The following is a 13,299-nucleotide window of genomic DNA, read 5'->3' on the forward strand; positions in this document are numbered from 1 at the left end:
CATTTCGACGCTTGCGCGGCGGAAATGGCAAGCGGCTCAGCTGCTCTGAACGCTTGCCAGGCTGACCACTTTGCCTTGGCGGCGCAGCGGCGCGGGCCGACGCAATGCGCGCAGCATTTCCGCGGCTTGTGCCAGTTGCTGCTCCAGTTCGCCGCTGTAGCGGGTCAGCAGCTGCCCGCGCTGGCTGCTCTGCTGGCTCTCCTGGGCGAGGCTCTTCAGGCGCAGGATATGTGTTTCCAGCTGCTGCTTGTGTTCCAGCGAGAACTGCAGCAGCGGCGTCAGCGCGTCGCCAGCCCATTGCTCGGCTTCCTGGCGCAGGCGCTGGTGCAGGGCAATGACTTCCTGCACTAGGGTGGCGAAGAAGCGTCGGGTCAGCGTGCGCTGCTCGGTGAGCAGCGTCTTGAGCTGCAGGCGGAACTGATCGGCCTTGCCTTGCAGGCCGCGTAGCTCGCGCTGGTAGGACTGCAGCTGAAACAGTGGCGGATCGATTCCATTCAGCGGATTTTCCTCGCTGTGTCGGCGGTAGATCGCCGAGACCATCTTGTTGGCGCGCTCGGCCTCTTGTTCGAGGATGCCCAGATCCTGCTCCACCGAGCGGAAGAAGTGCAGGATGGCCAGGTTGATGCCCAGCGTGGTCAGGCTACCGGTAAGGCTTCGCCGCAGCCGGGTCAGGTGTTCTTCGAGACGTTCTGCACGGATGGCTGCGCGCAGCAGCTCACCCTGCCGTTGCAGCAGACGCTGGTTGGTCTTCAGGTCAAGCAGGCGCTTGTGATGGCGGTTGTGGTCATGCCGAGTGCGCGCGGTGAGTTCGAGCAGCATCTGCCCGCTGCCTTCCTGGTGGCTGGCCAGCACGTCGCGCTGTTCGATGACCTTTTCCAGGCGCAACTTGAGCGCGTGCTGGCTGTTCTGCACCAGGGCAAGTACCTGAAGCACCACCTGGTCCTCCAGCAACCGCTCTTTCTGCGCCAGGATGCGCTGGCTGAGCAGCTGCTCCAGCTGCGCCAGTTGACTGCGTTCGAGCAGTGCCTGGTCGCCGCGGATCTTTGCCATCAGCGCCTGCTTGGCCGACAGCGGCAGTACGTCGGCACAGTCGATGCCCAGCTGCTGCGCGGTCGTCGCACGGATCTCGTCGATGGCGCGGTGGACGAAGGCTTCGCCGGCCACATCGTCCCAGAGCACATCGATCTTGTTGAGGACGGCGAACAGGCTGCTCTGCGTGTCTTCGTCCAGCTGACGGATGTGCTGCTGCCAGATCTGCATGTCGCTGGCGGTGACGCCGGTGTCTGCAGACAGCAGGAACACGATGGCCTGAGCGTTGGGCAGCATCGACAGGGTCAGTTCCGGTTCGCTGCCCAGCGCGTTCAGCCCGGGGGTATCGAGAATGCGCAGGCCCTGGCGCAGCAGGGGATGATCAAAGTTGACCATGGCGTGCCGCCAGGCCGGCACCAGCACGGTTTCGGCACCGCCGGCACTTTCCAGACCGGCTGGGTCGAAACCCAGCTGGATCGCCTGCTCCACTGGCATGGCTTTGGTCAGCGCCACCTGGGCAAAGGCTTCAGCCATGCTTTCAGGGTCGTGCGGATCGAGCGGCAGGTTCAGCCAGAGGCGTGGTGTGCGCTTGAGCTGCGCGATGCTGGTGTCTTCCAGGCGCGACTCGATGGGCAGCAGGCGGATGTAGGAACGCTCCGAGCGCGGATCGAACAGCAGCTCGGTGGGGCACATGGTGGTGCGCCCGGCCCGCGAGGGCAGGATGCGCTGCCCATAGTTGGAGAAAAAAAGGCTGTTGATCAGCTCGGTCTTGCCGCGCGAATACTCGCCGACGAACGCCAGGGTGATGTGATCGGTGCGCAGCACGCGCAGGGCGCGCTCCAGCCGCGCTTCCACGGCCTCGCTGCTGAGCCGGTTGTGTGCCAGCCAGCTGCGATAACGAGTGATCTCGCGAATGAGGTCACGCTTCCAGGCGACGTAGGCGTCCACTTGTCGATCGAGACGTTCCATGCTCATCCAGCTCCTGGAGGTGTGATTCGGCGAATTATCGGACCCGCTAATGCAAGGTCAATTCAATCGAAGCCTGGCCTGACCGAGCGGCCCTGCTGGCGGCATGGGCGGTCATCGGCGGCTCGAGTTTGAGTCGATGCCCTCGTTCACACCCCGCAGCAGAGTACGAGGCAGGATGGAAAAAGCCGAGAAATTGAAGTCTACGTGCTGCCGTGCGGCATTCCGAGGCGCTTTTCGCTCCCCGGTGCCGCTTTGGCAGCAAAGCATGAACGGCGTCTCAGATGAGCATGCGCAGGATGTTGGGCATGTGGGTCATGGTGGCCAGGTTGTTCACCACCAGCATGTCCAGCAGCTTGATCGTCAGGAAAGCGAAGATCGGCGAGATGTCCAGCCCGCCGAGGTTCGGCAGCAGGCGGCGGAACGGCGCCAGGACAGGCTCGCAGAGTTGGCTGACCAGCTGTGCACCCGGGTTGTGGCTGCCAGGTGCTACCCAGGACAGGATGACGCTGATGATCAGCGCCCAGAAGAAGATGTTGAGGAACAGGCCGGTGATGCCGATCAGCGCCCAGACCAGCAGCAACAAGGGGTTGCCGGTGGTTCCGTAGGCGATGAGCAGGATCAGCGCCATCAACACCATCTGCACGATCAGCGCGAGGATCAGCGAGGAAAGATCCAGCGTGCCCATGCTCGGAATGATGCGGCGCATCGGCCGCAGCAGCGGATGGGTCGCCTTGACGATGAACTGGCTGAGCGGGTTGTAGAAGTCGGCGCGTACCAGTTGCAGGATGAAGCGCAGCAGCACGATCAGCAGGTAAAGGCTGCCCAGGGTCTGGATGACGAGGATCAGGGCTTGCGAGAGTTGGGACATGAATGCTCCTTATTGGCCCAGTTGTTCGGCCAGCTCGGCCGAGCGTTGTGCGGCGGCGTTCAGCGCCTGCTGCACGAGTTGCTCGAAGCCGCCGGCCTGGAAGGCTTTGATCGCCGCTTCGGTGGTTCCGTTCGGTGAAGTGACGCAGCGACGCAGTTCGGCGGCATCGACGTCGCTCTCGCAGGCCATGCGTGCGGCGCCCAGCGCCGTCTGCATGGTCAGGCGTGCGGCCGTCTCGCGGGGCAGGCCGAGCTGCTCGCCGGCGGCGGTCATCGCTTCGATCAGCAGGAAGAAATAGGCCGGCCCGCTTCCGGAAACGGCAGTCACCGCATCGATCAGGTGTTCCTCGTCGAGCCACAGGGCAATGCCGACGGCCGACAGTAGCTGCTCCGCCTGCTGCTTCTGCGCGTCGCTGACCTGCGCATTGGCGAACAGGCCGCTGACGCCCTGGCGCAACAGCGCCGGTGTGTTGGGCATGCAGCGCACGATCGCCTGCGGTCGTGGGCCCAGCCAGCGCTGCAGGCTGTCGCAGCTGATGCCGGCGGCGATCGAGACGATCAAGGGGGCGTGCTCCAGACAGGGCGCCAGATCCTGACAAACCGTCTGCATGACCTGCGGCTTGACCGACAGCACCACCACATCGGCGTTGGCCAATGCGTCAGCGTTCTGCGCGAAGGTCTGGATGCCATGCTCGGCGCTGATCTTCGCGCGCTGCTCGACGCCTGGATCGCTGGCGCGGATGGCATCGGCAGCGACGCCTTGGGCGCGCAGCCCACCGATCAGGCTGGCGGCCATGTTGCCGGCGCCGATAAAGGCGATGCGGGGAGAGGTCATAGCGATTCCTTTATTGAGGGCGCCCGTAATCACGGGCGCCGAACAGTGCGGTGCCGATGCGGACCCAGGTCGCGCCTTCGGCAATTGCCGCTTCGAGGTCCTGGCTCATGCCCATGGACAGCGTATCCAGTGTCAGTGGCAGTTCATCGCGCAATGCGCGCAGGCGGGCAAAGGCGGCGCGCTGCTCGGCGGGGTCTTCGCTCGGTGCGGGAATACACATCAGCCCACGCAAACGCAGGTGCGGCATCGCGGCGACGGCCTGCGCCAGCTGTGGCAATTCCTCTGGCGCGCAGCCGGACTTGCTCGCCTCGCCGCTGACATTCACCTGCAGGCATATATTCAGCGGCGGCAGTGCTGCGGGGCGCTGATCGGACAGGCGCTGGGCGATCTTCAGGCGGTCCACCGAGTGCACCCAGTCGAAGTGCTCGGCGATGGATTTGGTCTTGTTCGATTGGATGGGGCCGATGAAGTGCCAGGCCAGCGGCAGGTCGCTCAGTTCGGCCTGCTTGTCCAGCGCTTCCTGCAGATAGTTCTCGCCGAAATCGCGGATGCCGGCAGCCGCAGCCTCGCGAATGGCGGCGGCCGGCTGAGTCTTGCTCACCGCCAGCAGCCCTACCGTGGCCGGGTCGCGATCCACAGCTTGCGCCGCCTCACGGATGCGCGCTGCGACCTTTGCAATATTCTTCTCTATCGTGGACATTACTTGCGCCCGCCGCCTTGGGTCTGCGCGGCATTCTACCTGCTTGCTTGTAATTGGGGAGTCCCATGGATATCACAGAACTGCTGGCCTTCAGTGCCAAGCAGGGTGCGTCGGATTTGCACCTTTCCGCCGGCCTGCCGCCGATGATTCGCGTCGATGGCGACGTGCGGCGCATCAACCTGCCGGCCATGGACCACAAGCAGGTGCATGCGCTGATCTACGACATCATGAACGACAAGCAGCGCAAGGATTTCGAGGAATTCCTGGAAACCGACTTCTCGTTCGAAGTGCCGGGCGTGGCGCGTTTTCGCGTCAACGCGTTCAACCAGAATCGCGGTTCCGGCGCGGTGTTCCGGACCATTCCCTCCAAGGTGCTGACCATGGAAGACCTGGGGATGGGCGAGGTGTTCCGCAAGATCACCGATGTGCCGCGCGGGCTGGTGCTGGTCACCGGACCGACCGGCTCGGGCAAGTCGACCACCCTGGCGGCGATGCTCGATTACCTGAACAACACCAAGTACCACCACATCCTTACCATCGAGGACCCCATCGAATTCGTTCACGAATCGAAGAAGTGCCTGGTCAACCAGCGCGAGGTCCATCGTGACACCCTGGGCTTCTCCGAGGCACTGCGTTCGGCACTGCGGGAAGACCCGGACATCATCCTGGTGGGCGAGATGCGCGACCTGGAAACCATTCGCCTGGCGCTGACCGCTGCGGAAACCGGCCACCTGGTGTTCGGCACCCTGCACACCACCTCCGCCGCCAAGACCATCGACCGCGTGGTCGACGTGTTCCCGGCCGAAGAAAAGTCCATGGTCCGTTCGATGCTCTCCGAATCGCTGCAGGCGGTAATCTCGCAGACCCTGCTGAAGAAGGTTGGCGGCGGCCGTGTGGCGGCCCACGAGATCATGATCGGCACGCCGGCGATCCGTAACCTGATCCGCGAGGACAAGGTGGCGCAGATGTATTCCTCGATCCAGACCGGTGGCTCGCTGGGCATGCAGACCCTCGACTCATGCCTCAAGGGGCTGCTCGCCAAAGGGCTGATCTCGCGAGACAGCGCCAAGGAAAAGGCCAAGCAGCCAGAGAACTTCTAAACGCCTGACAACCCAGGGGCGCCGCCCGATGCGGTGCTTGCCACGATTGCGAGTACAACGATGGAATTCGAGAAACTTCTGCGCCTGATGGTGGAAAAGGGCGGCTCCGATCTGTTCATCACGGCCGGCGTGCCGCCTTCGATGAAGGTCAACGGCAAGATCATGCCGGTCAGCAAGACCGCGATGTCCCCGGAGATGACCCGCGAGACCGTGCACGGCGTGATGAACGAGCAGCAGCGCCGCGAGTTCACCGAGAACCACGAGTGCAACTTCGCCATCAGCGCCCGTGGTATTGGCCGTTTCCGCGTCAGCGCCTTCTACCAGCGCAACCTGGCCGGCATGGTGCTGCGGCGTATTGAAACCAACATTCCGACCATCGAAGAGCTGAAGCTGCCGGACGTCCTCAAGAAGCTGTCGATGACCAAACGCGGGCTGGTGCTGTTCGTCGGGGCCACCGGTACCGGCAAGTCGACCTCGCTGGCTTCGATGATCGGCTACCGCAACAAGAATTCCAGCGGGCACATCATCTCCATCGAAGACCCGATCGAATTCATCCACCAGCATCAGAACTGCATCGTCACCCAGCGCGAAGTCGGTATCGATACCAGTTCGTTCGAAGTGGCCCTGAAGAACACCCTGCGCCAGGCGCCGGACGTGATCCTCATCGGCGAGATCCGCACCCGTGAAACCATGGACTACGCCGTGGCCTTCGCCGAAACCGGTCACCTCTGTCTGGCGACCCTGCACGCCAACAACGCGAACCAGGCGCTGGACCGTATCATCAACTTCTTCCCGCCGGATCGTCACAACCAGGTGTGGATGGATCTGTCGCTCAATCTCAAGGCCATCGTCGCCCAGCAGCTGGTGCCGACGCCTGACGGCAAGGGGCGTCGTGCGGTGATCGAGGTGCTGATCAATACGCCGCTGGCGGCCGACCTGATCCGCAAGGGCGAGGTGCATGAGCTCAAGTCGCTGATGAAGCGCTCCACCGAGCTGGGCATGCAGACCTTCGACCAGGCGCTGTACAACCTCTATGTGCAGGGTGAAATCACCTACGAAGATGCGTTGCTGCACGCCGATTCGGCCAACGACCTGCGCCTGCTGATCAAGCTGGGATCGGAAACCGATGGCGAACATCTGACCAGCGTGTCGCAAGGCCTTAGCCTGGAGGTCAGTGACGAGGATCCGGGCCGCAGCTTCCGCTAGTCGGCCGGTTTTGCCTCCCGGCCGATGCGCTTGCCGCTTCTGGCGGCGACGCGCTCGGCCTGGCCGTCACGCTGCGCACCGGCACGCGCGCGGCTCATCAACTGCGGGATCAGCATGCCTTCGGGCAGATTCTTCCAGAAACGCACAGGCAGGTTGCTTTCCAGTACGCCGCGGTTCAGCCGGGCCGGGTTGAACGTGCTTTCGTAATACGCCTTCCATAGCTCGCCGCCGGGGTCCGCTGCGTTCTGCGCCAGCTGCCGCCACGGTGGCGGGCAGGGGCGGGTGTAGTACATCTCCCGGCCATCCCAGCAAACTCCTTCTTGCGGCGTCGCGATCAGCCAGCTGTTGCCACCCATCCGTTCGGCGAAGTGTCCCGCCGCCCAGGGCAGTACGTCGTGCGCAGGTTCGAACCAGGCGACGTGCTGCGGCCCATCACTGGTCTGCAGTGGGCTGAAGCGAAGAAAGGCATGCAGATGATGGGCCTCGCGACGGACTGCCTTGATACGCCCATGCAGCTCGCTGCCATCGATGTCGCCGACCATTCGCGCACTCGAGTCGCCCTGGTTGACTCGCCAGAGCACGCGGTACAGCAGGCCCCAGCGCTGCTCGGTGCGATAGCGTGCGGCCATTTCGAGTTCGTCCAGCAGTTGCCTCGGGATGCGAATGCGCGGTCCGTCTTCCGTTGAAGGTGCCGGCGAGGGATCGTCGAACAGCCCTGTCGATTCAGCGTCGCTGGCCCAGTTCACCTCATGTGGCGCGACGCGGCGCTGCAGCAGCGCGCGAGCCTGAAGTCGCCACTCCTGGAAGCTTCCATCGAAACGCACCGTGAGCATTACCAGAGCGCCAGTTGTGCGGGCGTGTCGCGCAGATGCTGGCGCAGCATGGCCGACTCGTGTCCTGCCAGGCTTGGCCGGTAATCCTGAGTGATGACGAAGGGTTTGGCTTTCTCGAGCGAGCAGCGCAGACGGGTCAGATCCTCGAAGCGGATGCGCTTCTGCCGGCGCAGATCCACCAGGCGTTTCGCGCTGAGCATGCCGATTCCGGGAATGCGGGCGATCATCGTCGGTTCGGCGCGGTTGAGGTCCACCGGAAACTGGTCGCGGTGCGCCAGCGCCCATGCCAGCTTGGGATCGATATCCAGCGCAAGGTTGCCTGGCCCGCTGAGCAGCTCCCCGGCCTTGAAGCCGTAGCCTCGCATGAGGAAGTCGGCCTGATACAGGCGATGCTCGCGCATCAGCGGTGGTGCCGCGAAAGGCACGGTATTGGGGCTGTGCGGAATCGGGCTGAAGGCCGAATAGTAGACCCGGCGCAGTCGATAGCTGCCGTACAGCGACTGCGCGGTATGCAGGATGGTGCTGTCGTCGGTGTTGTCGGCGCCAACGATCATCTGCGTGCTCTGCCCGGCAGGCGCGAAGCGCGGTGCCCGCCGCTCCGCGCTGGCCTCGGTTTCGCCCTGGTGAATGGTGTGCATGGCCTGCTTGATGGTCACCACCTGCTTTTCCGGCGCCAGGCGGATCAGGCTGGTTTCGGTCGGCAGTTCGATGTTCACGCTGAGCCGGTCGGCGTAGCGGCCGGCTTCGGCGATCAGCAGTGGGTCGGCGTCGGGAATGGTCTTGAGGTGGATGTAGCCGCGAAACTCGTGCTCCTCACGCAGCAGCCTGGCGACCCGCACCAGCTGTTCCATGGTGTAGTCCGCCGAGCGGATGATGCCGGAGCTGAGAAACAGGCCGCTGATGCAGTTGCGCCGGTAGAAGTCGAGCGTCAGGCTGACCACTTCTTCCGGCGTGAAGCGCGCCCGCGGCACATCGCTGGAGCGGCGATTGACGCAGTACTGGCAGTCGTACAGGCAGAAGTTGGTCAGCAGGATCTTCAGCAGCGCGACACAGCGCCCATCCGGCGTGAAACTGTGGCAGATGCCCATGCCACTGGTCGCGCCGAGTCCGCTCTTGCCCTTCGAGCTGCGCTTCGGCGCGCCGCTGCTGGCGCAGGAAACGTCGTACTTGGCCGCGTCGGCGAGCACGCTGAGTTTGTCGATCAATTGCATGATGATGACCGTGATACTGTTTGCATATACAGTATCACGGTTGCGCATAGCGGCAAGGCCCGTCTGGCGGGGCGGTTCAGGCGCATTATCGGATAAGCTGAACGTCACTCTTCAATTGCACGTCGAGGTTCGGATGCAGCAGAACACCCATAGCACGCTGATCGGCTATCTCCTGTGGATATTCGGTTTTCTCGGCTCCCATCGCTTCTACTACGGCAAACCCATCACCGGCACCATCTGGTTCTTCACCCTCGGCCTGTTCTTCGTCGGCTGGATCATCGACCTGTTTCTGATTCCATCGATGGATCGTGAAGCGGACATGCGCTTCCAGCCGGGGCCCATCGACTACACGGTCGGCTGGATACTGCTGACCTTCCTCGGTGTGTTCGGCGTGCATCGCATGTACCAGGGCAAGTGGATCACCGGGATCCTCTACCTGTTTACCGGCGGCTTGTTCTTCATCGGTGTGCTCTACGACTTCTGGACGCTGAACTCGCAGATATCCGAGCGCAATCTGGCGCGGAGCTGAAGGAGTAGGGCAGGTAAGTACGCTGGAGATCTCGCAGGCATGGACGGGTTGATGTCCAGCCTGCGCAGATCTTTCGCATCAGCCTTCGAAGCTGATGTGGCCGTCGACGATGGTGTAGCGCACCGCGCCCGGCAGGCAGTGGCCCATGAACGGGCAATTGCGGCCTTTGGAATACCAGCGCTCGCCGACCCGGGTCGAACTGTGTCGATCGAACAGTACCAGGTCCGCAGGTTGGCCAGCTTGCAGGGTGCTGGCCGGCAGGCGTAGCGCTGCAGCGGGCCCGCTGGTCAACCGCGCCAGCATTGTCGGCAGATCGAGCAAGCCGTCGTCCACCAATGTCAGCGCCAGGGGCAGCAGGATTTCGGCACTGCTGATACCCGGTTCGGTTTCGCCGAACGGGGCCAGTTTGGCGTCGGCCTCGTGTGGCTGGTGATGGCTGGAAATCGCCGAGATCACACCGGCCTTCACTGCCTCGCGCAGGCCATCGCGATCCGCTGCGCTGCGCAGTGGCGGCTGCACGTGATACAGGCTGGAGAACCCATGCAGCGCTTCGTCGGTGAGGATCAGCTGATACATCGCCACGTCGGCCGTCACCGGCAGGCCGCGAGCCTGTGCCTGGGCGATCATCTCCGCGCCCCGGGCGCTGGTCAGCTGGGCGAAATGCGCGCGAACACCGGAGCGCTCCACCAGCAGCAGATTGCGCGCCAGTGCCACGGTTTCCGCGGTCTCCGGAATCCCCGACAGGCCGAGGAAGCTGGCGGCGGCACCTTCGTGAGCAAGCCCGCCTTCAGCCAGATCGTGATCCTGGGAGTGGAAGATCACCGTCAGATCGAAGGTGGCGGCGTATTCCAGGGCACGGCGCAGGTTGCGGTTGCTGGCAAATTCGGTAAGGCCATTGCCGAAGGCGACGCAGCCGGCTTCACGCAATGCGACCAGCTCGGACAGCTGCTCGCCGGCCAGATTGCGCGTCAGCGCGCCGATGGGAAAGACCTTGGCATGGCCTGATTCGCGGGCACGATCGAGGATCAGCTCGGTGACTGCCGCAGTGTCCAGGACCGGGCGCGTCTGCGGCGGGCAGCACAGGCTGGTGATGCCGCCGGCTGCGGCCGCCAGGGTTTCGCTGGCAATGCTGCCTTTGCGACTGTAGCCAGGCTCGCGCAGGGCTACCGCGAGATCGACCAGGCCGGGTGCGGCGGTCAGCCCTTGAGCATCGATGGTCCGTTGTGTTTCGAAGCCGGCTGGCGCCTCGCCGATCGCGGCGATCTTGCTGTGCTGCAGGTAGATATCGGCGATTTCGTTGCGCCCGCTGACGGGGTCGATCACGTGTGCGCCGAGGATTCGGGTTGCCACCATCACTGCTGCTCCTCGGATACGGATTCAGAATCGATCTGGCGCTGCGCAGTCTGGCCGCTCATCGCCATGGACAGCACGGCCATGCGAATGGCGATGCCATAGGTGACCTGATTGAGGATCACCGATTGCGGGCCGTCAGCCACCGCCGACTCGATCTCTACGCCGCGGTTGATCGGGCCCGGGTGCATGACGATGGCGTCGGGCTTGGCCAGTGCCAGGCGCTGGGTGTTCAGGCCGTAGAGCTTGTAGAACTCCCCTTCGCTGGGCAGCAGGCCGCCCTGCATGCGCTCGCGCTGCAGGCGCAGCATGATCACCACATCGACGTCACGCAGGCCTTCGTTCATGTCGGTGAACACGCGCACGCCGTACTGCTCGATGCCTTCGGGAAGCAGGGTCTTCGGTGCGATGACGCGGATATCCGGGCAGCCAAGCGTCTTCAGCGCCAGCATGTTCGAGCGCGCTACCCGCGAATGCAGGATGTCACCGACGATCGCGACCGAGAGATTTTCGAAGCTGCCCTTGTGCCGGCGAATGGTGAGCATGTCGAGCATGCCCTGCGTCGGGTGCGCATGGCGCCCGTCGCCGCCGTTGATCACCGCGACCTGGGGGCTGACATGCTCGGCGATGAAGTGCGCGGCACCGGAGTCGGCATGGCGTACCACGAACATGTCCGCCGCCATGGCTTCCAGGTTGCGCAGCGTGTCGGTCAGGGTTTCGCCCTTGCTGGTGGAGGAGGTCGACACGTTCAACGTGATCACGTCTGCCGACAACCGCTGGGCCGCCAGTTCGAAGGTCGTGCGGGTGCGTGTGGAGTTCTCGAAGAACACGTTGCAGACCGTCTTGCCGCGTAACAGCGGGACCTTCTTCACGGCCCGGGCGCCGACTTCGAGGAAAGAGTCAGCGGTGTCGAGGATCTCCGTGAGCAACTCGCGGGGTAGGCCGTCGAGTGAGAGGAAGTGGCGCAGCTGGCCTTGGTCGTTCAGCTGTAGCGGGCGCTTGGCGTCGGTGGGCGTCATCGCAGAATCTCGGTGGGCGGCTGGAGATGGACTGTAGTGCGGAAGCTACCGACTCGCTCAGGAGGGGCTGGTTTCCGTCTGTTGCTCGAGGGCCAGGGGGGTCGGCCCGATCAGCTTGATGCGCTGCTCTGGCGCCAACGACAGAGTGGCGCCGACTACGTCGGGGCGAATCGGCAGTTCGCGGGCGTTCAGGTCGAGCAGGCAGACCAGCGTCACGCTGGCGGGGCGTCCGTAATCGAACAGCTCGTTGAGCGCGGCGCGGATGGTGCGGCCGGTCATCAGTACATCGTCGATCAGTACCAGGTGCTGCCCTTCGATCTCAAATGGCAGTTCCGATGGCTGCACCTGGGGATGCAAACCCTTCTGGGTGAAGTCATCGCGATAGAAGGAGACGTCGAGGATGCCGAGCGGTTCGTTCTGCCCCCGTGCTGCGAGCATCGCCTGGGCGATCCATACGCCGCCGGTGCGGATGCCGATGAAGCGTGGCTCCTGGATGTCACGGTCGCTCAGGTACTGCTTCAGTGCGGCGACCATCTCGGGCAGCAGCTGTTCGGGGTTGGGCAGGATCATGGGGTCTCCTTACGGGTCCGGATCAGGCGGCAGGGTGATCGCTCAGCCAGCCTTCCAGTAATAGGGCTGCGGCCAGGGCATCCACGGGGCGGTCGCGGTAGCCGCCATGCTGGCCCTGGCGTAGACGCTCGCCTTTGGCTTCGAACGTGGTCAGGCGCTCGTCGTGGGTGTGAACCGGCAGGTTGAAGCGGCCATGGAGTCGGCGCGCAAATTTTTCGGCCCGGGCGCTCATGTCGCTTGGCGTGCCATCCATATTCAGGGGCAGGCCGACGACCAGCGCATCGGGCTGCCATTCACGCATAAGCGCCTCGATCTGCTGCCAGTCCGGCGTTCCGTTCTGCGCCTTGAGCACGCAGAGCTCGCGCGCCTGCCCGGTGATCATCTGGCCGACGGCAACGCCAATCTGTTTGGTGCCGTAATCGAAGCCAAGCAGCAGACGAGGCGTGCTCATGCGTGGCCGACCTGAGTGCTGAGCAGGCGCAGGTCGACTCCCAGCGATGCGGCGGCTGCGTTCAGGCGCTGGTCGTAGGGCAGATCGAAGAGGATTTCCGTGCTCGCCGGGCAACTGAGCCAGGCGTTGTCAGCCAGCTCGGCCTCCAGCTGTCCTGCTTCCCAGCCAGCGTAGCCCAGAGCGATGAAATGCCGGGCGGGGCCTTGGCCGTCGGCGATGGCGAACAGCACATCCTGCGATGTGGACATGCCGAGCGGGCCGAGCGACAGCGTGGCCTGAAATTGCTGATCGGCAGAATGCAGGACGAAGCCGCGATCTGTCTGCACCGGTCCGCCGGAGAAGATCGGCAGGCTCTGGCACAGTGATGGAATCGGTTCGTCCGGGCGCAGCTGTTCCAGCACATCGGCCAGACTCAGTCCGTTCGGTCGATTGATGATCAGGCCCATGGCGCCCTCGGCGCCGTGCTCGATGAGGTAGATCAGCGTCTGGGCAAAGTTCGGATCGGCCATCTGGGGCATGGCGATCAGAAAGTGATGCTTGAGGTAACTGGGCGCGGTGCTTTTCATGCGCGCTAGCTTAAGCGTTGCTCTGCTTCCAGGCTACAGGTGCGACGGTTGGTCCTGTGATGGG

At 63.8% G+C, this 13,299-nt stretch carries 14 protein-coding genes; 3 read left to right on the forward strand and 11 right to left on the reverse strand.

Translation table 11 applies throughout. The features are described from left to right. Positions 1-36: 36 nt before the first annotated feature. From EA798_RS01250 to EA798_RS01265, 4 genes are all read right to left on the reverse strand, one after another. On the reverse strand, positions 37-2,004 hold the full coding sequence (locus EA798_RS01250) for a dynamin-like GTPase family protein (protein ID WP_106157288.1): 1,968 nt from the start codon (positions 2,002-2,004) through the stop codon (positions 37-39). 271 nt (positions 2,005-2,275) lie between these two features. Then, positions 2,276-2,866: a YggT family protein gene (locus tag EA798_RS01255; protein WP_106157289.1), complete on the reverse strand. Its 591-nt coding sequence runs from the start codon at positions 2,864-2,866 to the stop codon at positions 2,276-2,278. A 9-nt stretch (positions 2,867-2,875) separates the two neighbouring features. Next, positions 2,876-3,700, reverse strand: a complete 825-nt coding sequence (gene proC, locus EA798_RS01260; protein ID WP_122097786.1) for a pyrroline-5-carboxylate reductase — start codon at positions 3,698-3,700, stop codon at positions 2,876-2,878. Between the two features lie 10 nt (positions 3,701-3,710). Continuing rightward, positions 3,711-4,400 (reverse strand): YggS family pyridoxal phosphate-dependent enzyme, encoded by a 690-nt coding sequence (locus EA798_RS01265; RefSeq protein WP_122097787.1) that lies wholly within the window; start codon positions 4,398-4,400, stop codon positions 3,711-3,713. Between the two features lie 65 nt (positions 4,401-4,465). On the opposite strand from EA798_RS01265, the gene pilT reads away from it, so the two are divergent. Both pilT and EA798_RS01275 read left to right on the forward strand, forming a co-directional pair. Further along, on the forward strand, positions 4,466-5,500 hold the full coding sequence (gene pilT / locus EA798_RS01270; RefSeq protein ID WP_003303153.1) for a type IV pilus twitching motility protein PilT: 1,035 nt from the start codon (positions 4,466-4,468) through the stop codon (positions 5,498-5,500). 60 nt (positions 5,501-5,560) lie between these two features. After that, positions 5,561-6,706 (forward strand): PilT/PilU family type 4a pilus ATPase, encoded by a 1,146-nt coding sequence (locus EA798_RS01275; RefSeq protein ID WP_106157292.1) that lies wholly within the window; start codon positions 5,561-5,563, stop codon positions 6,704-6,706. Here the strand turns inward: EA798_RS01275 and EA798_RS01280 are convergent. Next, the gene (locus EA798_RS01280; protein WP_122097788.1) at positions 6,703-7,539 is read right to left on the reverse strand and encodes a TIGR03915 family putative DNA repair protein; all 837 of its coding nucleotides are present in this window, start codon (positions 7,537-7,539) and stop codon (positions 6,703-6,705) included. The genes EA798_RS01275 and EA798_RS01280 overlap by 4 nt on opposite strands. Further along, on the reverse strand, positions 7,539-8,750 hold the full coding sequence (locus EA798_RS01285; protein WP_106158792.1) for a putative DNA modification/repair radical SAM protein: 1,212 nt from the start codon (positions 8,748-8,750) through the stop codon (positions 7,539-7,541). The genes EA798_RS01280 and EA798_RS01285 overlap by 1 nt, the downstream gene beginning before the upstream one ends. 133 nt (positions 8,751-8,883) lie before the next feature. Between EA798_RS01285 and EA798_RS01290 the strand changes: the two genes are divergently transcribed. Continuing rightward, positions 8,884-9,279 carry an NINE protein gene (locus EA798_RS01290; protein ID WP_003282737.1) on the forward strand — a complete coding sequence of 132 codons (396 nt, stop codon included), beginning with the start codon at positions 8,884-8,886 and terminating at the stop codon, positions 9,277-9,279. A gap of 78 nt (positions 9,280-9,357) precedes the next feature. Here the strand turns inward: EA798_RS01290 and EA798_RS01295 are convergent, their stop codons facing one another. The 5 genes from EA798_RS01295 to EA798_RS01315 are packed head-to-tail and all read right to left on the reverse strand — an operon-like array spanning position 9,358 to position 13,235. Then, positions 9,358-10,632 (reverse strand): dihydroorotase, encoded by a 1,275-nt coding sequence (locus EA798_RS01295; protein WP_122097789.1) that lies wholly within the window; start codon positions 10,630-10,632, stop codon positions 9,358-9,360. Beyond that, positions 10,632-11,648, reverse strand: a complete 1,017-nt coding sequence (locus tag EA798_RS01300) for an aspartate carbamoyltransferase catalytic subunit (RefSeq protein WP_015275299.1) — start codon at positions 11,646-11,648, stop codon at positions 10,632-10,634. The genes EA798_RS01295 and EA798_RS01300 overlap by 1 nt, the downstream gene beginning before the upstream one ends. A gap of 57 nt (positions 11,649-11,705) precedes the next feature. Next, positions 11,706-12,218, reverse strand: coding sequence for a bifunctional pyr operon transcriptional regulator/uracil phosphoribosyltransferase PyrR (gene pyrR / locus EA798_RS01305; RefSeq protein WP_106157296.1), 513 nt, complete (start codon positions 12,216-12,218; stop codon positions 11,706-11,708). Between the two features lie 22 nt (positions 12,219-12,240). Beyond that, on the reverse strand, positions 12,241-12,669 hold the full coding sequence (gene ruvX / locus EA798_RS01310) for a Holliday junction resolvase RuvX (RefSeq protein WP_106157297.1): 429 nt from the start codon (positions 12,667-12,669) through the stop codon (positions 12,241-12,243). After that, positions 12,666-13,235 (reverse strand): YqgE/AlgH family protein, encoded by a 570-nt coding sequence (locus EA798_RS01315; RefSeq protein ID WP_122097790.1) that lies wholly within the window; start codon positions 13,233-13,235, stop codon positions 12,666-12,668. Before EA798_RS01315 ends, ruvX begins: the two co-directional genes overlap by 4 nt. Positions 13,236-13,299 lie beyond the last annotated feature (64 nt).

The sequence above is a fragment of the Pseudomonas songnenensis genome (assembly GCF_003696315.1).
Taxonomy (GTDB): domain Bacteria; phylum Pseudomonadota; class Gammaproteobacteria; order Pseudomonadales; family Pseudomonadaceae; genus Stutzerimonas; species Stutzerimonas songnenensis.